This window comes from Dyella sp. 2HG41-7 (assembly GCF_021390675.1).
In the GTDB taxonomy this organism is placed as follows: Bacteria; Pseudomonadota; Gammaproteobacteria; order Xanthomonadales; family Rhodanobacteraceae; genus Dyella_B.
Genome location: NZ_JAJEJV010000003.1, coordinates 279,245 through 299,625, shown reverse-complemented (window position 1 = coordinate 299,625; position 20,381 = coordinate 279,245). Strand labels below are relative to the sequence as shown.

Here is a 20,381-nt window from a genome sequence, read left to right as displayed (position 1 = left end):
CGCTCACCCGCCGGAGATGGGGGATTGGGTGAGCGCCGCATGGGCTTTAACCGACCTTCTTAAGCGGTGCTTGCGCGGGCTTCGCGCCGGTGTGCAACCACGCCATGCGTGCACGCAGCTGCGCGCCGACTTGCTCGATCGGATGTTCGAGATCGGCTTGCTTCCACTTCTTGTAGTTGGGCAGGCCGGCCTTGTATTCGGCGATCCAGTTGCGCGTGAACGTGCCGTCCTGAATGTCCTTCAACACGGCCTTCATGCGCTCCTTGGTGCCGGCGTCGATCACGCGCGGGCCGCTGACGTAGTCGCCGTATTGCGCAGTTTCGGATACGAATTCCAGCATCTTGGTGATGCCGCCTTCGTAGAACAGATCCACGATCAGCTTCAGTTCGTGCAGCACTTCGTAATAGGCGATTTCAGGCTGATAGCCGGCTTCCACCAGCGTTTCGAAACCCTTCATCACCAGCTCGCTAGCGCCGCCGCACAGCACGGCCTGCTCGCCGAACAGATCCGTTTCGGTTTCTTCCTTGAAGTCGGTCTTGATCAGCATCGCGCGCGCGCCACCCAAGCCTGCGGCGTACGCGGTGGCTTTTTCTTCCGCATGGCCGCTTACATCCTGGTGCACGGCGTAGATGCACGGCACGCCGCGCCCGCGTTCGTATTCGGTGCGCACCAGCGCGCCCGGTCCCTTCGGTGCGACCAGCACGACGTCGATGTCGGTACGCGGTTCGATCAGCTTGAAATGCACGTTCAAACCATGCGCAAACAGCAGCGCGGCGCCTGGCTTGATGTTCGGCTCGATCGATTCTTTGTACAGCGCGGGCTGCACCATGTCCGGCGTCAGCACAGCGACCAGATCGGCGCCACGCACGGCTTCACCGGGTTCGACCACATGAAAACCGTCGGCGACGGCCTTGTGCCAGGTGGGACCATTCGGACGCAGCCCGACCACGACGTCGAGGCCGGAGTCTTTCAGATTGAGCGCGTGGGCGCGGCCCTGGCTGCCGTAACCAAGAACGGCGATGCGCGCCTTGGCGAGCGTTTCGGTGGTGGCGGTGGTGCTCATGCGATAACTCCTGTTTCGGTACCTGATGTGAGAGGTGATGGCGTAGTGGGTTGTTTGTTGGTTTGTGTCGAGGGATGCGTGGTCGCGCCTTCGGAAGCGGAGCCGACCAGTTGCGCGTATTTGGCGAGCGCGCCGCGTTTTACTTTCGGTTCCGGCGGATGCCAGCTGGCGCGACGTGTAGCGAGATCGGCGTCGGTGGAAATCGTGCGCGACTGCGCATCGATCACGATGCGATCGCCTTCGTGCAACAACGCGATCGGACCGCCGCGCGCCGCTTCCGGTGCGATATGTCCGACCATGAAGCCGTGTGTGGCGCCGGAGAACCGGCCGTCGGTGATTAGCGCGACATCGTCGCCGAGTCCGCGGCCGATCAGCGCGGCGGTGACGCCGAGCATCTCGCGCATGCCGGGGCCGCCGGCCGGGCCTTCGTTGCGGATGACGACCACGTCGCCCTTGGTGAGCTTGCCGGCCTGCACGGCGGCGAACGCCTGTTCTTCGCTTTCGAACACGCGTGCGCGTCCTTCGAAATGCGTGGCGCCTTTGCCCGCCAGTTTCAGGATGCAGCCTTCCGGCGCGAGATTGCCGTAAAGAATCGAATAGCCACCGCGCGGTTTCAGCGGATCACTTACGGCATGCACGACATCCTGCTGTTCCGCGCGCGGCGCGGCGGCGCATTCGTCGAACAGACTGCGACCCGTCACGGTCGGCGCATCGTCAAGCATGTCAGCGGCGATCAGTTCCTGCGCCACGCGTGCGCTGCCGCCCGCGCCGAACAATTCCACGGCGGTGTAGCGTCCGCCCGGCAACAGATCGGCGATCACCGGCGTGTGCGCGGAAGCCGGTTCGAAATCTTCGATCGTCCACGGCACGCCCGCTTCGCGCGAGATCGCAAGCAAATGCAACACCGCATTGGTGGAGCCTGCGGTGGCGGCGACCATGCGCGCCGCATTGCGGAATGCGGTCTTGCTCAAAATATCCAGCGGTTTGCGTTCTTCGCGCAGGCAATCCATCACCAGTTCGCCGCAACGAAATGCGGCATGCGCTTTTGCCGGATGCGTGGCTGGGATGTCGTTGAATCCCATCGGCGACAAGCCGAGTGTCTGCAACACCATCGCCATGGTGTTGGCGGTGAATTGGCCGCCGCACGCGCCAGCGCCAGGGCAGGCGTCTTTCTCGACGGCGGTCAGTTCGGCGTCGGAGATTTTGCCCGCGCCGTGCGCACCGACGGCTTCGAACACTTGTTGAATGGTGATCGGATGATTGTCGTGTGTGCCGTGCGCGATGCTGCCGCCGTATAGCGCGACCGACGGAATATTCAACCGCGCCATTGCCATCGCCGCGGCGGGAATGGTCTTGTCGCAGCCGCACAACACCACCATCGCGTCGAGGCAGTGGCCGTCTACAGCCAGTTCGATCGAATCGGTGATCACCTCGCGGCTGATCAGCGACGCGCGCATGCCCGGCGTGCCCATCGCGATGCCGTCGGTCACGGCGATGGTGTTGAATTCGATCGGCGTGCCGCCGGCCGCGCGAATGCCTGCCGATACATGCTCGGCAAGTTCGCGCAAATTGAGATTGCAAGGACTCACGTTCGACCACGTGTGCACCACCGCCACCAACGGTTTGGTGATATCGCCATCCTGCAGGCCGGTGGCGCGCAACATGGCGCGCGCGGGAGCGCGGTCGGGTCCGGTTTTGATGAGATCGCTACGCATCGTGCCCTCGCTTAACCGCACGCACGCAGGCCGCACAAAAACGCGGGCGTGGCGACGTCATCCAGCGCCGCGATCACGGCGTCGCGAATCTGGCCCGTGGTGGCTTTGCCGCCGATATCGCGGCTATGCGGGCCGTTGGTCAGCACATGGCTCACCGCCGCTTCGATGGTGGTGGCTTCGACATCCAGCTCCAACGAATGACGCAACAACATCGCCGCGGAAAGAATGGCGCCCACCGGATTGGCGACGCCTTGGCCGGCGATGTCCGGCGCCGAGCCGTGAATCGGTTCGTACAAACCGACTTTGCCTTCGCCCAGCGACGCGGACGGCAGCAGCCCCAACGAGCCGGCCAATGCCGCGGCTTCGTCGGTAAGAATATCGCCGAACAGATTTTCGGTAACGATCACGTCGTAGCGCGAAGGTTGCGTCAGCAACAGCATCGCCATCGAATCGACGAGCTGATGCTCCAGCTTCACATCCGGATATTCCGCCGCGATGCGCGTCACCGTGCTGCGCCACAAACGCGAGGTTTCCAATACGTTGGCTTTGTCGACCGACGTGACATGCTGACGGCGTTCGCGCGCCAACTCGAAAGCGCGGCGCGTAACACGTTCGACTTCGGCGACGGTGTATTTGCATTCGTCGATGGCGGTATCGGTGGTGCGCGTTTTCGCGCCGAAGTACGCGCCGCCGGTGAGTTCGCGCACGAACAGCACGTCGACATTTTTCAGCTTCTCGTTTTTCAACGGCGACAGCGACGCCAATGCAGGATGCACTTGCAGTGGGCGCAGATTGGCGTAGACGCCAAGCGCAGCGCGAATGGCGAGCAGGCCTTGCTCCGGGCGAACCTTGGCGTGCGGATCGGACCACTTCGGTCCACCCACCGCGCCGAGCAGCACGGCGTCGGCCTTCTTGCAGGCATTCAGCGTGGCGGCAGGCAGCGGCTCGCCTGTGGCATCGATGGCGCAGCCGCCGATCAGATGCGACTCGAATTCGAATGTGTGGCCGCTGCGTTCGGCAACCGCTTCAAGTACGGCAACAGCCGCGTCGAGAACTTCCGGACCTACGCCGTCGCCGGGCAGGGTAACGATGCGCGCTTTCATGCCGCCTTCTCCTGTTGCTGTTCGAAATAAGTGATTGCGTCGGCGTGCTGAAGCAAAAAGCCGAGTTGGTCGACGCCGTTGAGCAGGCAATGCCGTGCAAACGGTTCGAGCGTGAAATGGATGCGACCGCCGTCCGGCAGTTCGATTGCCTGTTCGCGCACGTCGATGGAAAGTTCGATGCCGGGGTTCTTGAGCAGCCAGTGATGCTCGGCTTCGTCCAGCACGATGGCGAGCAAACCGTTCTTCAGCGCGTTGCCGCGGAAGATGTCGGCGATCTCGCTGCACAACACGGCTTGGATGCCGTAGTCGAGCAGCGCCCACGGCGCGTGTTCGCGCGACGAACCGCAGCCGAAATTGCGACCTGCGACAAGAATCGAGCAACCGCGCGCCGCGGATTGATTGAGCGGAAAATCCGGGTTGTCGCCACCATCTTGCGTATAGCGCCAATCGTTGAAGCAGAACTTGCCTAGGCCCGCGCGTTCGGTGGTGGTGAGAAAGCGCGCCGGAATGATGCGATCGGTGTCGATGTTTTCGTCCGACAGCACGGCGGTGCGCGAGTGAATGCGTGTTACGGGTTTCATGCGGCCACCTCCGTCAGGTATTCACGTGGATCGGCAATCGCGCCGGCGATAGCGGATGCGGCGGCGGTGGCAGGGCTGGCGAGCACGGTGCGCGCGCCTTTGCCTTGGCGGCCCTCGAAATTTCGATTGGACGTGCTCACCACGAGCTGTCCTGGCTGCGCCAGATCGCCGTTCATAGCGATGCACATCGAGCAACCCGGAATGCGCCATTCCGCGCCTGCCGCGAGAAACACTTCGTGCAGACCTTCCTTCTCCGCATCCCGGCGCACCGCTTCGGAGCCGGGCACCACCAGCATGCGCACGCCATTGGCCACGCGATGTCCGCGCAACACATCGGCCGCTTCGCGCAGATCCGAAAGGCGTGAGTTGGTGCAGCTGCCGATAAACACCACGTCGACCGCCGTGCCTTGCATCGGCTGATTCGCTTTGGCGCGCATGTAATCCAACGCGCGCTGCTCCACTGCGTTGCGCGGGGCAGGCACGGGCTTGTCCATCGCGATCGCCATGCCTGGATGCGTACCGTAGGTGACGGTCGGGCGAATCTGGCTTGCGTCGATATGCACTTCGCGGTCGTAGGTGGCGCCCGCATCCGTGCGCAAATGGCGCCAGCGTTGCACGGCGTTATCCCACGCTGCGCCTTGCGGAGCGCGCGGACGACCCTTCAACCACGCGAACGTGGTGTCGTCCGGTGCGATCAAACCCGCGCGTGCGCCGGCTTCGATGGACATGTTGCATACGGTCATGCGCTCTTCCATCGACAACGTTTCGATGGCTTTACCGCGATACTCGATGACGTAGCCGGTGCCGCCGTCCACGCCGATCTCGCCGATGATGTGCAGGATCAGATCTTTCGCGCCGACGCCGCGCGGCAGCGCGCCGTCGACGTTGATGGCGAAGGTTTTCGGCTTGCGTTGTAGCAGGCACTGCGTCGCCATCACATGGCCGACTTCCGTGGTGCCGATGCCGAACGCCAACGCGCCGAACGCGCCGTGCGTGGAGGTGTGGCTGTCGCCGCACACGATCGTCATGCCCGGTTGCGTGGCGCCGAGTTCAGGGCCGATCACATGCACGATGCCGCGATCGCGGCTATCCCAGCCGTACAGCTGCACGCCAAATTCGCGGCAATTCGCTTCCAGCTGCGCGACTTGTGCTTTGGCTTCGGCGTTCGCGTAGGGGCGTTCGCCATTGGCTTGCGGCGGCAGCGTGGGCGTGGAGTGATCCAGCGTCGCCAGCGTGCGATCCGGGCGACGCAGTTTCAATCCACGCGAGCGCAATTCGCTGAATGCTTGCGGCGAGGTGACTTCGTGCACCAGGTGTAGATCGATATACAGAACGGCGGGCGTATCCGCACTCTCGGGCGCAACGACATGCGCGTCCCAAATTTTTTCGAATAACGTGCGCGGGGTCATGCGGAAGCCTCCGACGTGACGTGCTCTTGGTGAGGAGTGCGGCCATGGATGGCCGATTTTTGACTTTCGCGGTCATGGACGACCGCACTAACCGACGTCAGCCAGCCATAACGGTCTTGTGTGCGACCGTCGAACAAGCCGAAGAAGGCATCGCGCAACGCGCGCGTGATGGGGCCGGGCGTTCCGCTGCCGACTTTCTTGCGATCCACCGAACGCACCGGCGTGATTTCCGCGGCCGTACCGGTCATAAACACTTCGTCGGCGGTGTACAGCGCTTCGCGCGGCAGATCGCGCTCTTCGACGACAAAGCCAAGATCGTTGGCCAGGCTGATGACGGAATCGCGTGTGATGCCGGCCAAAATGCCGGCGCTCGACGGCGGCGTGAGCAATTTGCCGCGCTTGACCAGGAACAGGTTTTCGCCGGCGCCTTCGCTCAACAAACCGTTGTAGCCAAGCGCGATGCCTTCATCGAATCCACCGCGACGCGCTTCCAGCCCGATCAACTGGCTGCTCAGATAATTTCCGCCGGCTTTCGCCCAGCTCGGGATGGTGTTGGGCGCCGGACGATGCCACGAGGACACGCACACATCAGCACCGACCTCGGCGGCATCGCCAAGATAAGCACCCCATTCCAACGCCATGATCGCGACATCGACGGGCGCGCCGTCCCTGGGGAGAACGCCGAGCCCGCCGGCGCCGCGAAAAACGATGGGTCTTACGTATGCCGAAGCCATGCGATTGGCGCGAATGACTTCCAGGCACGCTTCGTTGATCTGGTCTTCGGTGTAGCCGATGTCGATTTCGTAGATGCGCGCGGACTCGAACAAGCGGCGCGTGTGATCGGCGAGACGAAAATAGGCCGGTCCTTCCGGCGTGGCGTAAACACGCTCACCCTCGAACACCGACGAACCGTAGTGCAGCGCATGCGCGGTGACATGGACGGTGGCCTCGGCCCATGGCTTGATGCGACCGTTGTGCCAGAGAAAGGGCGTGCTCATGCGGAGGTCTCCTGTTGCGCGCGTCCGTTCGCGCGGCGGTCGAAATGCGGCCGCGCATGACCGCGTTCTTCAGTGGAAGCGTCGACGCGCGAAGCGTTCTGGCGCTCGATGCGATTGACGATGGCGAGCGCGGCGTGCGCGGTCGCTTCGATGATGTCGGTGCTGACGCTGCTGCCTTGCCAGTCGCGGTGGTCGTGGCGCGCGGTGAGTTGCGCCTGGCCTTGCGCGTCGCCGCCTTCGCTGATGGCGCGGACTTGAAAGCGCGTCAGCACCATGTCGGTACCGGTTGCGCGTTCGATCGCGCGCAGCACGGCATCGACGGGGCCGTCGCCGATGGCGGCTTCGCCGACTTCGCGGCCGTCTTCATGAGTCAGCTTTACCGTGGCGGACGCGCTGCTGCCCAGGTGCGAGGTGGTGTGCAATTGCGTGATATGCCACGGACCGGTCGCATCGGGATCTTGGCCCAATGCCAGCGCTTCCAGATCTTCGTCGCGAATGTCGCGCTTGCGGTCGGCCAGCGCCTTGAAGCGCTTGAAGATGCCGTCCATGGCTTCGTCGTCCACCGTGTGGCCGAGCGTTTCCAGGCGCTGACGCAGCGCGTGGCGGCCCGAATGCTTGCCCAGCACCAGCGTGGTTTCGGCAATGCCGACATCCTGCGGACGCATGATTTCGTAAGTGCCGCGATGCTTGAGCATGCCGTGCTGATGAATGCCTGATTCGTGCGCAAACGCGTTCTCGCCCACAACGGCTTTGTTGCGCGGCACGGCCTGACCGGTGAGCTGCGTCAGCAGGCGCGACGTGGGATACAGCTTGCGCGTGTCGATGCCGGTACGCAGCGCGAAATGCGGCGCGCGCACTTTCAGCGCCATCACGATTTCTTCCAGCGCCGCATTGCCGGCGCGTTCGCCGATGCCATTGATCGTGCATTCCACTTGACGCGCACCCGCGCTCACAGCAGCGAGGCTGTTGGCGACGGCCATGCCTAGATCGTCGTGACAATGCGCGGAGAACACTGCTTTGTGCGCGTCGCGCACGTGCGTCCGGAGATAGGTAAACAGCTCGACCATTTCGCTGGGCGTGGTGTAGCCCACGGTGTCGGGGGCGTTGAGCGTGGTGGCGCCTGCGGCGATGGCGGCGCTGAAAACTTCGGCGAGAAATTCCGGCTCGGTGCGCAGCGCGTCTTCGGCGGAAAATTCAATGTCTGCGCAGTATTTGCGCGCGTGTTCGATGGAAGCGACGGCGGTGTCCAGTACTTGCTGCTTGCTCATGCCGAGCTTGTGCTCGCGATGCAACGGACTGGTGGAGAGAAACAAGTGAATGCGCGATTGATGTGCGCGTTCCAAGGCGCGTGCGGAGGTATCGATGTCGCCGGTTTGACATCGCGCCAAGGCGCACACGGTGGTGTTGCGCAACGTTCGCGCGATTTCTTCGACCGCCGCGAAATCGTCCGGCGAGGCCTGCGGAAAACCGGCTTCCAGGATGTCCACGCCCAGCGTTTCCAGGGCTTGTGCCATGCACAATTTCGCGCGCCGGTCCATGGAAAAGCCGGGCGCCTGCTCGCCGTCGCGAAGGGTCGTGTCGAAGATGCGTACGCGATCTTCGTCGTTTTCGCCGGTGCTTTGCGGTTGTGCTGTCTCGGGGTTCATGCCTGGCTCCGTTTGGGCCGGGCTGAGGGCGATAAAAAACCCCGCATCCTTGTCGGGTGCGGGGTTCTTCGGGGTATCTAGGTTAGTTTTGCTTTACCTTGACACGCGCCTCAGCCCGCACCTCCGTTAGTAATAAGGAGTACGAGTACAAGGGAAATAAGAAGGAGGCCTGCCAGCGGCAACATGTCCGTCACCGTCGGTGGGCGGATCGCGCGGGTGGTATAGCGGTGGCTGTTGCGCTGCGGCATGTCATCGACCGTACGGCACACGCGACGAGCATGTCAACTATTTTTTTATGAAAATTTTTCCGAATTGCCAAATGCGACTAATTTGGATGGCTAAACGTCTAGATGTATCAAGCATTTCGCGCAAAAGATGTTTCATTGGAAACCAAACGGGAAAGCGCGTTTTTCGCGGCATGGTTTCGTTCGAAACAAAATTGAAGGCGCGATTCGCATGCGAATGGTGCTGTTGTTGTGTGCTTGAACATCGAAAAGCAGCGCCACTCCACGAGATAGGACTAATTCGATACTCCCGACATCGAAGCTCACCAAAACCACAGCGGCTGTCGGTTGTCTAGGCGATGGACTACATCTAGAAGAGTCATTGCGTGACTAACGCCGCGTCTCTTTCAGCGGGAAACTGGCGTATCGGCCTCCCTACAGAGGGCCCAACTCCAATGAGTGTCTTGTCCGCTGTCGAGCAGAACGCCGCTGTTCTGTGTCGCCGACACCCCGAAGTACCGTTCGAATGGGTGCTGGCGTTGCGTCTGATCGTGCACATCTGCCATCAGGTCAATGGCGATGCCAGCACGTTCCTGCGCGCCTGGAATATCACTTACGACGAATACCTCGTGCTTTCGTCGCTCTATACCGACGGCGAGGGCGCGTTGCCGATAAGTACATTGTCGAGGTTGCTGGGTAGCAAACCGGCCGATGTAAACCGTAGTGTCCGACAGCTTGCCGCCAAACAAATGATCCGACGCATCGTGGGGCCGGCGAATCGGCGTATGGGTCTGTTCGCGCTCACGGACGAAGGGAAGAAGGCGCTTGAGCAATGCCTGCCCGTGATGGGCGGGATGCTCGCGCATGCAGGGCGGCAGTTCGAAGAAGGCGAAATCGTTGCGGTAGCGCAGTCGCTCAAAAAACTATTTCGCGAGCCCGATTGACGCCGACCTATTGGCCCGGCGGCGCGTTACGGACGTCCCTGGCCGCTCAGTCGCGTCAGCCGCATATCCAGCCAGCGCTGCACATCGGGCCATTCGCTATCGATGATCGAGTAATACACCGTGTCGCGCAGCGTGCCGTCCGGACGGCGCTTGTGTGCGCGCAAGACGCCATCTTTGTTGGCGCCCAGGCGCTCGATGGCGCGTTGCGAATCGAGATTGCGCCGATCCGTATGAAATTCGACCGCCACGCAGTTCAGCGTTTCGAAGGCGTGTTTGAGCAGAAGGCGCTTGCATGCCGTGTTGAGATGACTCTTCTGCCATCGCTTCGCGTACCACGTATAGCCGATCGCGACGCGCGGTAGTTCCGGCACGAATTCGTAGAAGCGCGTGGTGCCCACGATGTCGCCGCTGGTTTTCTCTCTTACGGCGAAGGGCAGCATTGCGTTATCGGCAAGGCCTTTGAGCGCCTTTTCGATATAACCCTTGGCCTCGCCCGGCGCCGGCGCGCTGGTGAACCACAAATCCCATAGTTCGCCATCGGCGGCGGCCGCTTCCAGGTCGGGCGCGTGATGCAGGCCGAGGGGTTCGAGCAGGACGTGCTCGTCCTGAAGCGTAGCGGGGGCAAGGGTCGACATCAGGCGTCCAGGTCGGGGATCAGCTTGCTTTCCAATCGCGCGATGGCGTCTTTCAACAGCAGCTTGCGCTTTTTCATGCGGGTAATTTGCAGCTCGTCCTGGCCGATCGAGGCCGACAGCTGCTGAATGGCGGTATCCAGGTCGCGATGTTCCTGGCGCAATTCGGCCAGTAGATGAGCGATCTTGGCGGGATCCTGAGCCTGCATGGCGATGGCGCGAAGGGCGGCGATAGAAAACCAATTGTAGCGCGCCGGACCGCAGCCGGCGGGGCGGGTACACTATGCGCTTGCCTGTCGTCCGCCATGCCCGCCCATGTCCGCCCATCCCGAGGTCACTCCGCCCGATATCGCCCGCAAGCGCGCCTATGAGGCCGCCAAGCTGGCCAAGCGTTTGCGTCATCAGGTGGGCCAGGCCATCGCCGACTTCAATATGATCGAGGACGGCGACAAGGTGATGGTGTGCCTCTCCGGCGGCAAAGACTCGTACACCATGCTGGACGTGCTGTTGTCGCTGCAGGCCAGGGCGCCAGTGCGTTTCGAGTTGGTCGCGGTGAATCTCGATCAGAAGCAGCCCGGATTTCCCGAACATGTGCTGCCGAACTATCTGACCGAGCGTGGCGTGCCGTTCCATATCATCGAGCAGGACACCTATAGCACGGTGACGCGCGTGATTCCGGAAGGCAAAACGATGTGCAGCCTGTGCTCGCGGCTGCGGCGCGGTGCGTTGTATCAGTGGGCGGCCGACAACGGCGTCACCAAGATCGCGCTGGGGCATCATCGCGACGATATCTTGAACACGTTTTTCCTAAACATGTTCTACCAGGGCAGTTTGAAGGCGATGCCGCCCAAGCTGCGCTCGGACGACGGGCGGCACGTGGTGATCCGGCCGCTGGCGTACTGCAAAGAAGACGACATCGCCGAATACGCCGAGCACAGGCAGTTTCCGATCATTCCCTGTAACCTCTGCGGTTCGCAGGAAAATTTGCAACGCAAGGCCGTCAGTCGCATGGTGCAAGATTGGGAGCGTCAATATCCTGGCCGCAGCGAAATCATGTTTCGCGCGCTGAGCAACGTGGCGCCCTCGCAATTGACGGATCGGCAGCTGTTCGACTTCGCATCGCTGGGTTCGCGCGACGGCGCCAAGCGCGCGGATGTCCACGGCTGGCTGGCAGGGCCCGATGGCGAAAGCCATTCATAAATTTTAGGCGGACGTTTAGACGTCCATAGTCCCCCTCTTCAATCGAGTAGAACCGTGTCCCATTTTGCATCCGTTGAAATGACCCCAGGCGATCCCATCCTGGGCCTCACCGAAGCCTACGTGGCCGATACGCGTCCGGGCAAAGTCAATCTCGGCGTGGGCATCTATTACGACGAAAGCGGACGTATTCCCGTGTTGCGCGCGGTGCGCGAGGTGGAAGAGTCGCTGGCCAAACAGTCCCTGCCGCGCGGTTATCTGCCTATCGACGGCCTGCCGGCTTACACGCAGGCGACGCAGAAGCTGGTGTTCGGCCCCGATTCGCCGTTGCTGGCGGCCGGTCGCGTGGCGACGTCGCAGACCGTCGGCGGCAGCGGTGCGCTGCGCGTCGGCGCGGAACTGCTTAAGAAAGCGCTGCCGAATGCGAAGGTGGCGATCAGCAGCCCGAGCTGGGAAAACCATCGCGTGGTGTTCAATGCCGCCGGTTTCGACGTGATCGAATACGCCTACTACGATCCGTCCACGCACGGCGTGAATTTCCCCGGCATGCTGGCCGATCTCAACAAGCTGGAGCCGGGCACGATCGTGCTGTTGCACGCGTGCTGCCACAACCCGACGGGCGTGGATCTCTCCGTCGAGCAGTGGAAGCAAGTCGTCGCCGTGGTGAAAGATCGCGGCTTGTTGCCGTTTATCGACATGGCATATCAAGGCTTCGACAAAGGCATCGACGAAGATGCCGCGGCCGTACGTCTGTTCGCCGAGTCGGGCATCGAATCGTTCGTGGTCGCCAATTCGTATTCGAAGTCGTTCTCGTTGTACGGCGAGCGCGTCGGCGCATTGTCGATCGTCGCCGCGTCGCGCGATGAAGCGCTGCGCGTGCAGTCGCTGGTCAAACGCATCATTCGCTCTATCTACTCGAGTCCGTCGACGCACGGCGGCGCGTTGGTGGCCGGCGTGCTCAATAGCGTCGAATTGCGCGCGTTGTGGGAGAAGGAACTTACCGAAATGCGCGAGCGCATTCACGCGATGCGTGCCGGCATGGTGGAAAAGCTCGCTGCAAGCGGCGCGCCGCAATTCGGCTTTATCCAGAAGCAAGCCGGCATGTTCTCGTACTCGGGTCTGAGCAAGGCGCAAGTCGACCGTTTGCGCGAAGAGCATGCGATCTACGCCATCGGTACGGGGCGCATTTGTGTGGCGGCGCTCAATCGCAACAACCTCGATACCGTGGTTGCTGCGGTCTCGGCCGTCATTCGCTAAAACTCTCATCACCGTCGCCCCAGCGAAAGCCGGGGCCCAGTGTCTTGTGCCTCGCATAAGGAATTGGGTCCTGGTTTGTGTCGTCACGGCGTATCGCTGCAATCGGATACCGCATGTTCTTCCGCAATCTCACGCTGTTCCGCTTTTCTCCTTCCGTAGCCGATGATCTGAAGCGCCTCGACGAAGCGCTGGCCGACCATCGTCTGCGCCCGTGCGGCCCGCTGGAAATGGGTACGCGCGGTTTCGTGCCGCCCGTCGGCCGTGGCGACGATGCGCCGATGACGCACGTCGTGAACGCATGCACCTTGGTCACGGTGGGCAGCGAAGAAAAGCTTCTGCCCGCCGCCGTCGTGAACGACGAATTGCAGCGCAAAGTGCAAAAGATCGCCGAAGAAGAAGGCCGCAAGATCGGCGGTCGCGAACGCAAGCGCATGAAAGAAGACTTGCTGACCGAACTGCTGCCGCGCGCCTTTGTGCGCAGCTCGCGCATGTCGGCATACGTCGATCGCAAGAACGGATGGCTGGTGCTCGATACATCGAGCCGAAAAAGCGCCGAGAACGCGCTGACGCAAGTACGCGAAGCGCTCGGCAGTTTCCCCGCCGTGCCGCTCGCGCCGGAAGAAGGTCCGCGCGTGTTGATGACCGATTGGCTCGCCCACGGCAACTTGCCCGGCGGCCTGGTGCTCGGCGACGAATGCGAACTGCGCGATCCGGCCACGGCCACCGGCGCGATCGCGCGTTGCCGTCGTCAGGATCTCGATGCGGAAGAAGTGAAAGAGCATCTGCGCAACGGCAAGCAAGTGTTCCAGCTCGGCTTGGTGTTCGACGATCGCATCAGCTTCGTGCTGGGTGAGGATCTGGTCGTGCGCAAGCTCAAATTTCTCGACGCGGTGCTCGATGAAATGGGCGACAGCCAACAGGATGCAGCCGCCGAAATGGACGCCCGGTTCGCCCTCCTGACCCTGGAATTGGAGCGCCTGCTGGCCAAGCTGGAAGAGTGGTTCGGGCTGCCTCGGCCCGAATAAGTCCTTGCCCCGGACAGCCTTTGGACCCCCTTCCGCGTCCCACCCTCAGGTGAGACGCGCGCCAGATCGCGCTTCCCGCCAATGAGGCAAAAAAGCCCTTGCGCGGAGACCCCGCGCCCCACATTCTGGCTGTAGCCGGAGCCCCCTTTCGGCCCCGGAAGCAGTACCCAAAGGCAGAACCCCATGGCGTATCTCGACGGCGACTGGCTGGAGTTGGCGACACCCAGCGGCAACACCATCCGTGTGCTCAAGGCTTCGCATCCACGAGCACGACGGCTGCGCCTGACCGTGTCCACGAAAGGCGCGCGCATCACCTATCCGCAGGGCACGCATCCGTCGCAGGTCAACGCATTTTTGCGGCACAACGCCGATTGGCTGGAGCGGAAACTCGACGAGCTCAACCTCGTCGTCGAGCCGCTGCCGCCGTTGCGTTTGGGGTCGCCCATCGAATTCCCGTTGCGCGGCGAAATCGCGACGCTGGATTGGGCCGAAGGTGCGTATCCGCGCGTCGTCGCCCACGACAGCGGTCTTACGCTGGAAATTCCGCGTCCGCACAGTCGCGCTTTACCGGTCGCGCGCGGATTGCTCGCGTCGTATTTCGAAACGCAGATTCGCCGCGACGTGTCGCGCTGGCTCGCCGGTTATGTGCCGCAGCTCGGTCTAGCACCGACGGCATTGCGCATTCGTCCCATGAAGAGTCTGTGGGGCAGCCTGGATACCCGGGATCGCATTAATCTCGATCTTTCGCTCGCGCTCGCGCCGACCGCTGCGCTGCGTTATGTGCTCGCGCACGAGTTGTGCCATCTGAAAGTGCGCAACCACTCGCCGCGCTTCTGGGCGCATGTCGAATCGATCTTTCCCGATTGGCGCGAGCAGCGTGATTGGCTGCGTCAAAACGGCGCCATGCTGAAGGCGGAGTTGGATCGACTGATCGCCGATGTGGCCGATTAAGGGTCGAACTGCACCGTTGCAGTAAGGATGCTCGCCATGCGCTATTTCTTCTGCAAGCTGCACGGACCTCGCGATACATTTCCCGCCGACATCACGCCGGAAGAAACGGCGCTGATGAAGTCGCACGCGGACTACTGGCGCGAACGGATGAATCAGGGCTATGTCGTCGTATTCGGTCCGGTGATGGATCCGCATGCGGTATACGGCATTCTCGTCATGCAATTGCCCGACGACGCTGCGCCCGAATCGCTGGTTAACGAAGATCCGGTCATCAAGGCCGAGCGCGGTTTTCGTTTCGACATTCATCCGATGCGCGCAGTACTGCCGCAACAGGCATAAATCACGCGAACACTCTTGGAGGCAATGATGCCGGTGTCATTCGAAGATGGATTCCGAGTTGTCTGGACGGTTTGGTTTATCTACTGGTGTGTCAGCGCGCTGGGGGTGAAACCGGCCGCGCGTGTCGAATCATCGGGCTCTCGCCTCGGCCGGCATGTGATCCCGCTTGTCGTTGCGGTGCTGCTGTTGTACCGATTCAACTGGATGGATGGCACGTTTCTTATCGAGCGTTTCGTGCCTGCTCAATCTTGGGTTGTGTGGGTGGGTTTCGGCCTCACCGTAATCGGCTTAGCTTTTACATGCTGGGCGCGTGTCACGTTAGGGCGTAACTGGAGCGGCATCGTGCAGCTCAAGCAAAATCACGAATTGATCGTACGCGGCCCTTACGCTTGGGTGCGCCACCCGATTTACACTGGTTTGCTGCTGGCGTTTTTCGGCACCGTGCTCGGCAATGGCGAATGGCATGCGCTGCTAGGCGTGCCTCTCGTCGCGTTCGCTTTCTGGCGCAAACTTCGACTCGAAGAGCGTTGGCTGTGCGAGCTCTTTGGCGATCAATATCGTGCGTACATGCGCCGCGTGAAAGCGCTGGTGCCGTGGGTGGTCTAGGCATGTTGGACTTCACCGATATTCCACGGTTTGCACCGTAAGTTTCTCTTGTTGAGACAAGACGCCTAGTTTTTTTGAGGTGCGGGCGTCGTTCCGACACGATATCGGCCATGAACAATCCATCCCTTCCAAGCGCGCACACAAAGCTTGCCGGCGTAGCATCCGCCGACACGCTTACGCCTGCCGATCGCTATCAGGAATTGTTTGTCGACGTGCAGCTGGCGCGCGTGTTTCCCGACAGTAAAACCTTTGTCGACTGCGTACCGCATGGCGAGCCGGAGCGCATCCTCGCGTTGTATCGGCAACAGCGAAGCGAAGCCGATTTCGATCTTGCCGCGTTTGTCGACGCGCATTTCGACGCGCCGAAGATTCACAAGCACCATTACGTATCGGTGGAGGGCCAGTCGCTCCGCGATCATATCGACAGCTTGTGGGACGTACTGACGCGCCACCCGCATCAACACCCCGCCCAATGCTCTCTGCTTCCGCTGCCGAATCGTTATGTCGTGCCGGGCGGTCGCTTTGGCGAGCTTTATTACTGGGATTCGTATTTCACCATGCTCGGCTTGCGTGAGAGTGGGCGTACCGATTTGTTACACGATATGGCGAACAATTTCGCCTATCTCATCGACGCGTACGGACACGTGCCCAATGGCAACCGGACGTACTACCTGAGTCGCTCGCAACCGCCCATGTTCGCCTTGATGGTGGAGCTCTTTGAAGAGCACGGCGTTCGCGAGGCGATTGAATATTTGCCGCAACTCGTTAAAGAGCACAGCTTCTGGATGGCTGGCGCGGAGGAGCTTCGCCCAGGGGATGCGTACTGCCATTGCGTACGATTGGACGACGGTACCTTGCTCAACCGTTATTGGGACACCCGCGAAACGCCGCGCGAAGAATCGCACGCCGAAGATGTCGAAACCGCCCAGCGCTCGCCGCGCCAGCACTCACAGGTGTATCGCGATCTGCGCGCCGGCGCCGCGTCCGGTTGGGACTTCAGTTCGCGCTGGTGCGACAACGGCAAGCTCGAAACGATTCGCACCACCGCCATCTTGCCAGTGGATCTCAACGCATTCGTCTACAAGCTGGAACAACAAATCGCCGAACTCAGTCGCGCAGACGGTCAACGAAAACAAGCGGAGGCATTCGCCAAGCGCGCGGAAGCGCGACGCCAAGCGATCAACCGTTTGCTTTGGGACGATGTCGTTGGTGTCTATCTCGACTACGACTGGCAACGTCATGCGTCACGCGAAGCACTTAATGCAGCAACCTGCACGCCGCTTTATGTAGGGCTCGCGAGCCAGACGCAAGCGGAACGCGTCGCCGAGTCATTGCGCAAACGACTGCTGGCCAAAGGGGGCCTGGTCGCCAGCGAAGTCGAAACAGGCGAGCAGTGGGACAAGCCAAACGGTTGGGCGCCCTTGCAATGGCTGGCGATTCACGGCCTGCGCCAATACGCACTGGACGATTTAGCCGACGACATTGCGCATCGCTGGCTTCATACCGTCAGCGGCTTGTACAAGCGGGAAAGCAAGCTGGTGGAGAAATACGCGCTAGTCGGATCGACCGGTCAAGCCGTCGGCGGTGGCGGCGGCGAATATCCGCTGCAGGACGGCTTCGGATGGACCAATGGCGTCACGCGTCGATTGCTGCATGAAAAACCCGATCATCATGCAAATCGTGCGTGCGCGGCATCCGATGCGTGAGGATGCCGTACACGCATGTTGCTAACGCGCCATCAATGCGCCAGCGCGAAGCTCGTCAATACCTGCACGAACGCCTGCGGCTTCTCCATCTGCGGCATGTGATTGCATCCGTTAAGCACGCTGGTGCTGATCGAAGGTGAATGCGTTAGGCCGCCGCGCAAACTTTCGAGTGCCGAAATATCGATGATCTTGTCGTCGCGGCACCACATGCCGAGCACCGGCATGGTGAGCTTGTCGAGTTGGTTCTGCAGCGACAGTACCTGCGAGTTTTCGCGCAGCTCGTTGAACGTATGATCGATGAACGCGCGATTGTTGACATTGTCTTCGACGAATACGTCGACCAGGCGCCCGGGCAGTTTCGGCACGTGTTCGAAGGCCAGCGCATTGGCTTGGTAGAAGCCGGCGCGGTCGTTGAAAACGAACGGATCTTTGCCGCTCATCGCTTCCTTGGCGAAGTCGTTTTCCTTGAACTTGAGGCCAAACGAATCGACGAGCGCCAGCTCGGCGACATCCTGAGGATGCTCCGCGGCATACACGCCGGCGATCGCGCCGCCCATGGAGTGGCCGACAATAAGTGCGTGCTGCAAATGAAGCGTCTGGACGAAATCGTTCAACCGATCCGCCTGGTTGTCGATGTTGTAGCTGGCGCCGGCGACGCGCGACGACTCGCCCCAGCCGGGTAGATCGGGAATCACAACATGGAAATGCGCGGTGAGCAGCGGCGCCACTTTCAGCCACACTTCCTTGCGCGCCGCAAAACCGTGCAGCAGTACGATAGTCGGACCTTGGCCGCCTTCGTAATACACCCAGCGCGTATCGCCCGCTTGCACCGAGCGCTTCGACAGCTGGGCGTTCATCGCCTCGCGCCAGGTGTTGGCTTTCATCAGCCACTGCGGCGCAAAGAGATAAGTGCCGCCGCCGAGCACGATCAGCAACGCGGCAAGCATGCCGAGAAATTTAAGTCGGCGTATCAGCAGCCGTTGCCAAAGGGGGCGCGCATTCGCGTTAGCGGGAGTGCTCATTGAGGTGTCTCGCAATAACCAAGGGGATGTTCGCTATCCCGGCGTGGCCGGGATAGCGAAGGTCCAGAACGTCGGATCAGGATTTGGTGCCTTTGGCCTTCGCAAACAAGGCTTCGACCGCCTGTTGCGTGAGCGGGTGATAGCCGTCCTTCGCCTTGCTGTACACCTGTTCGGCAAAGGCCAGGCCTTCCGGCGTTTTGCTTAGCGCGCGATAGACCGGCATGGTGAGGTACAGGCGGCCGATACGCGTCATATGTTCCGCTGCGGCAGGCCAGGTGGCCTTGTCGCCCGCGGCAATCGCATGCACGTACCAACGCATGCCGATTTCGGCGTTGGGCGTACCGGTGAGATGCCACGTTGCATCCAGTTCCTGCATCTTGGCGAGCGACGGCGCTTCCGGCATGCCGTCGAGGAAGTACATCCATTCCTGTGTGTTCCAACTCTTCGCATCGAGCTTGGCGGCCGTCAGCGTGCCGCCGAGAAACGCTGTGCGTTCCTTGTCGATGGCGTCGAAGCGCGGCGAGTCGGGAATTGGCGCGTTCTTGGGAAGGCCGGCGCCGTAGACCCATTCCTTCACTTCGTTCCAGCTCATTTTGCCGGGGTATTTGTCGATCAGATTGGGCTTCAAATAATCGAGCATCTGTTCGGTGGTAATGCTCTGGAACGCGAAGTGGCTGAAATAGCCCTTCAGATAGTTGTCGAAGTTCTCGCGACCGTAGCGTTGTTCCAGCGTGCGCAGAAACCACGAACCTTTGTTGTATGCGACATCTGACAGCGAGTCGTCCGCATCCACCTTGCCGGGCACCGGAGCAAGCCGCTGCGAATTCAACGGCAGTGTGGCGATTTCCTTTTGCACGGTATGGATATCGAGCAAGGCTTCTTCGTCGGCTTGGCGCTTGCCGTACAACGCCTCGGTAATGCGGCCTTGCACGTATGTGGTGATGCCTTCGTTGAGCCAGATGTCGCGCCACGATGCCGCCGTAATCAGATTGCCCGACCACGAGTGCGCCAGCTCATGCGCAACCAACGAAACCAAACTCTTGTCGCCCACCAGCACGGTCGGCGTGGCGAACGTCATATTCGGATTTTCCATGCCGCCGTACGGGAAACTCGGCGGCAACACCAAGATGTCGTAACGGCCCCAACGATACGGGCCGTACAACGATTCCGTGGTGCGTATCATCTTTTCCGTATCTTCAAATTCATGCGCGGCTTTGCCGACCACCGAAGGCTCCGCGTACACCGCCGAGCGTGGTCCCGTGTCTTTCGCGGCAAGATCGCCTGCAGCGATCGCGAGCAAGTACGACGGAATCGGATGCGCCTGGTCGAAGTTGAAGTGACCATTCAACGCATGCGACGAATCGTTCGGCGCGCTCATCGCGACACGCGTGTCCTTGGGCGCCGTGACATCGGCCGTGTACGTGAAGCGAATCGCGGGTGAATCCTGCAGTGGCACCCACGAGCGCGCGTGGATAGATTCGGATTGCGAGAACATGAAAGGCTGCTTCTTGTCCGCCGTTTGCGCGGGCGGCAACCATTGCAGGCCCGATGCGTTGGGCGAGGTGGCGTACACAATGCGCACTTCCTGCGGATGTTGCGGCGCCTGGATGGTGAGTTTGCTGCCGAGTTGCTTATCGCGTGGCGCGAGCGCAAACGTCAGCGGCGATGTTTTGCCCTGCGCATCGACCGCATCGACACGCGTGATGGTGAGGTCGCGCGTGTCCAGCACCAGCATGCTGGCCTTGGGATCCTTCCAGTTCAGCGTCAACGTCGCCTGACCGTCCAGCTTGCGCTGCGGAAAATCGATCGCCAGCTTCAGGTCGAGATGGGTGACGCGCACCTCGTCGGGCTGGGCGTAGGAATAGGGATCGTCGGCATAGGCCGCCACCGGCAGCAGCAGGGCGCCAAGGGCCAGGGTTCGAAGCGGGGACATCATGCGGCTTCCAAAGAAAATCGGGAGCAG

At 61.4% G+C, this 20,381-nt stretch carries 19 protein-coding genes; 8 read left to right on the top strand and 11 right to left on the bottom strand.

Going from position 1 to position 20,381, the window contains the following annotated elements:
• Nucleotides 1–46: 46 nt before the first annotated feature.
• The 7 genes from ilvC to L0U79_RS01260 are packed head-to-tail and all read right to left on the bottom strand — an operon-like array spanning nt 47 to nt 8,515.
• A complete protein-coding gene (gene ilvC / locus L0U79_RS01290; RefSeq protein ID WP_233840073.1) occupies nt 47–1,063 on the bottom strand; it encodes a ketol-acid reductoisomerase in 1,017 nt (338 codons plus the stop codon).
• Complete coding sequence (ilvD, locus tag L0U79_RS01285; RefSeq protein WP_233840072.1) at nt 1,060–2,778, bottom strand: dihydroxy-acid dehydratase; 1,719 nt, start codon at nt 2,776–2,778, stop codon at nt 1,060–1,062. The genes ilvC and ilvD overlap by 4 nt, the downstream gene beginning before the upstream one ends.
• An 11-nt stretch (nt 2,779–2,789) precedes the next feature.
• Entirely contained in the window at nt 2,790–3,881 is a 1,092-nt protein-coding gene (gene leuB, locus L0U79_RS01280) for a 3-isopropylmalate dehydrogenase (protein ID WP_233840071.1), read from the bottom strand.
• A complete protein-coding gene (leuD, locus tag L0U79_RS01275) occupies nt 3,878–4,462 on the bottom strand; it encodes a 3-isopropylmalate dehydratase small subunit (protein ID WP_233840070.1) in 585 nt (194 codons plus the stop codon). The genes leuB and leuD overlap by 4 nt, the downstream gene beginning before the upstream one ends.
• Nucleotides 4,459–5,871: a 3-isopropylmalate dehydratase large subunit gene (leuC, locus tag L0U79_RS01270; RefSeq protein WP_233840069.1), complete on the bottom strand. Its 1,413-nt coding sequence runs from the start codon at nt 5,869–5,871 to the stop codon at nt 4,459–4,461. Before leuC ends, leuD begins: the two co-directional genes overlap by 4 nt.
• Nucleotides 5,868–6,869 (bottom strand): branched-chain amino acid transaminase, encoded by a 1,002-nt coding sequence (locus L0U79_RS01265; RefSeq protein ID WP_233840068.1) that lies wholly within the window; start codon nt 6,867–6,869, stop codon nt 5,868–5,870. Before L0U79_RS01265 ends, leuC begins: the two co-directional genes overlap by 4 nt.
• Entirely contained in the window at nt 6,866–8,515 is a 1,650-nt protein-coding gene (locus L0U79_RS01260) for a 2-isopropylmalate synthase (RefSeq protein ID WP_233840067.1), read from the bottom strand. Before L0U79_RS01260 ends, L0U79_RS01265 begins: the two co-directional genes overlap by 4 nt.
• A gap of 679 nt (nt 8,516–9,194) precedes the next feature.
• On the opposite strand from L0U79_RS01260, the gene L0U79_RS01255 reads away from it, so the two are divergent.
• A complete protein-coding gene (locus L0U79_RS01255; RefSeq protein WP_233840066.1) occupies nt 9,195–9,683 on the top strand; it encodes a MarR family transcriptional regulator in 489 nt (162 codons plus the stop codon).
• 26 nt (nt 9,684–9,709) lie between these two features.
• On the opposite strand, the gene L0U79_RS01250 is transcribed toward L0U79_RS01255, so the two are convergent.
• Nucleotides 9,710–10,318, bottom strand: coding sequence for a GNAT family N-acetyltransferase (locus tag L0U79_RS01250; protein WP_233840065.1), 609 nt, complete (start codon nt 10,316–10,318; stop codon nt 9,710–9,712).
• A complete protein-coding gene (locus L0U79_RS01245; protein WP_233840064.1) occupies nt 10,318–10,524 on the bottom strand; it encodes a DUF465 domain-containing protein in 207 nt (68 codons plus the stop codon). The genes L0U79_RS01250 and L0U79_RS01245 overlap by 1 nt, the downstream gene beginning before the upstream one ends.
• Before the next feature lie 106 nt (nt 10,525–10,630).
• Between L0U79_RS01245 and ttcA the strand changes: the two genes are divergently transcribed.
• From ttcA to treF, 7 genes are all read left to right on the top strand, one after another.
• Entirely contained in the window at nt 10,631–11,515 is an 885-nt protein-coding gene (gene ttcA / locus L0U79_RS01240; RefSeq protein ID WP_233840063.1) for a tRNA 2-thiocytidine(32) synthetase TtcA, read from the top strand.
• Between the two features lie 54 nt (nt 11,516–11,569).
• Entirely contained in the window at nt 11,570–12,769 is a 1,200-nt protein-coding gene (locus tag L0U79_RS01235; RefSeq protein WP_233840062.1) for an amino acid aminotransferase, read from the top strand.
• Between the two features lie 113 nt (nt 12,770–12,882).
• On the top strand, nt 12,883–13,794 hold the full coding sequence (locus L0U79_RS01230; RefSeq protein WP_233840061.1) for a recombination-associated protein RdgC: 912 nt from the start codon (nt 12,883–12,885) through the stop codon (nt 13,792–13,794).
• 183 nt (nt 13,795–13,977) lie between these two features.
• The gene (locus tag L0U79_RS01225) at nt 13,978–14,745 is read left to right on the top strand and encodes a SprT family zinc-dependent metalloprotease (protein WP_233840060.1); all 768 of its coding nucleotides are present in this window, start codon (nt 13,978–13,980) and stop codon (nt 14,743–14,745) included.
• A gap of 36 nt (nt 14,746–14,781) precedes the next feature.
• Complete coding sequence (locus L0U79_RS01220; RefSeq protein ID WP_233840059.1) at nt 14,782–15,084, top strand: YciI family protein; 303 nt, start codon at nt 14,782–14,784, stop codon at nt 15,082–15,084.
• Nucleotides 15,085–15,111: 27 nt separating this feature from the next.
• Nucleotides 15,112–15,690, top strand: a complete 579-nt coding sequence (locus tag L0U79_RS01215) for an isoprenylcysteine carboxylmethyltransferase family protein (RefSeq protein WP_233840058.1) — start codon at nt 15,112–15,114, stop codon at nt 15,688–15,690.
• A gap of 110 nt (nt 15,691–15,800) precedes the next feature.
• On the top strand, nt 15,801–17,396 hold the full coding sequence (treF, locus tag L0U79_RS01210; protein WP_233840057.1) for an alpha,alpha-trehalase TreF: 1,596 nt from the start codon (nt 15,801–15,803) through the stop codon (nt 17,394–17,396).
• 32 nt (nt 17,397–17,428) lie between these two features.
• On the opposite strand, the gene L0U79_RS01205 is transcribed toward treF, so the two are convergent.
• Together L0U79_RS01205 and L0U79_RS01200 are read right to left on the bottom strand one after the other, a co-directional pair.
• Nucleotides 17,429–18,418 carry an alpha/beta fold hydrolase gene (locus L0U79_RS01205; RefSeq protein WP_233840056.1) on the bottom strand — a complete coding sequence of 330 codons (990 nt, stop codon included), beginning with the start codon at nt 18,416–18,418 and terminating at the stop codon, nt 17,429–17,431.
• 76 nt (nt 18,419–18,494) lie between these two features.
• Nucleotides 18,495–20,351, bottom strand: coding sequence for a M1 family metallopeptidase (locus L0U79_RS01200; RefSeq protein WP_233840111.1), 1,857 nt, complete (start codon nt 20,349–20,351; stop codon nt 18,495–18,497).
• Between the last annotated feature and the right edge of the window lie 30 nt (nt 20,352–20,381).

Bases quoted from the DNA above. Each gene is read 5' to 3' on its own strand.
- ttcA (WP_233840063.1), top strand. From the start codon at position 10,631: ATGTCCGCCCATCCCGAGGTCACTCCGCCCGATATCGCCCGCAAGCGC.
- L0U79_RS01265 (WP_233840068.1), bottom strand. From the start codon at position 6,869: ATGAGCACGCCCTTTCTCTGGCACAACGGTCGCATCAAGCCATGGGCC.
- L0U79_RS01205 (WP_233840056.1), bottom strand. From the start codon at position 18,418: ATGAGCACTCCCGCTAACGCGAATGCGCGCCCCCTTTGGCAACGGCTG.
- L0U79_RS01200 (WP_233840111.1), bottom strand. From the start codon at position 20,351: ATGTCCCCGCTTCGAACCCTGGCCCTTGGCGCCCTGCTGCTGCCGGTG.
- ilvC (WP_233840073.1), bottom strand. From the start codon at position 1,063: ATGAGCACCACCGCCACCACCGAAACGCTCGCCAAGGCGCGCATCGCC.
- L0U79_RS01245 (WP_233840064.1), bottom strand. From the start codon at position 10,524: ATGCAGGCTCAGGATCCCGCCAAGATCGCTCATCTACTGGCCGAATTG.
- ilvD (WP_233840072.1), bottom strand. From the start codon at position 2,778: ATGCGTAGCGATCTCATCAAAACCGGACCCGACCGCGCTCCCGCGCGC.
- L0U79_RS01250 (WP_233840065.1), bottom strand. From the start codon at position 10,318: ATGTCGACCCTTGCCCCCGCTACGCTTCAGGACGAGCACGTCCTGCTC.
- L0U79_RS01255 (WP_233840066.1), top strand. From the start codon at position 9,195: ATGAGTGTCTTGTCCGCTGTCGAGCAGAACGCCGCTGTTCTGTGTCGC.
- L0U79_RS01225 (WP_233840060.1), top strand. From the start codon at position 13,978: ATGGCGTATCTCGACGGCGACTGGCTGGAGTTGGCGACACCCAGCGGC.
- treF (WP_233840057.1), top strand. From the start codon at position 15,801: ATGAACAATCCATCCCTTCCAAGCGCGCACACAAAGCTTGCCGGCGTA.
- L0U79_RS01260 (WP_233840067.1), bottom strand. From the start codon at position 8,515: ATGAACCCCGAGACAGCACAACCGCAAAGCACCGGCGAAAACGACGAA.
- leuC (WP_233840069.1), bottom strand. From the start codon at position 5,871: ATGACCCCGCGCACGTTATTCGAAAAAATTTGGGACGCGCATGTCGTT.
- L0U79_RS01215 (WP_233840058.1), top strand. From the start codon at position 15,112: ATGCCGGTGTCATTCGAAGATGGATTCCGAGTTGTCTGGACGGTTTGG.
- L0U79_RS01220 (WP_233840059.1), top strand. From the start codon at position 14,782: ATGCGCTATTTCTTCTGCAAGCTGCACGGACCTCGCGATACATTTCCC.
- L0U79_RS01230 (WP_233840061.1), top strand. From the start codon at position 12,883: ATGTTCTTCCGCAATCTCACGCTGTTCCGCTTTTCTCCTTCCGTAGCC.
- leuB (WP_233840071.1), bottom strand. From the start codon at position 3,881: ATGAAAGCGCGCATCGTTACCCTGCCCGGCGACGGCGTAGGTCCGGAA.
- leuD (WP_233840070.1), bottom strand. From the start codon at position 4,462: ATGAAACCCGTAACACGCATTCACTCGCGCACCGCCGTGCTGTCGGAC.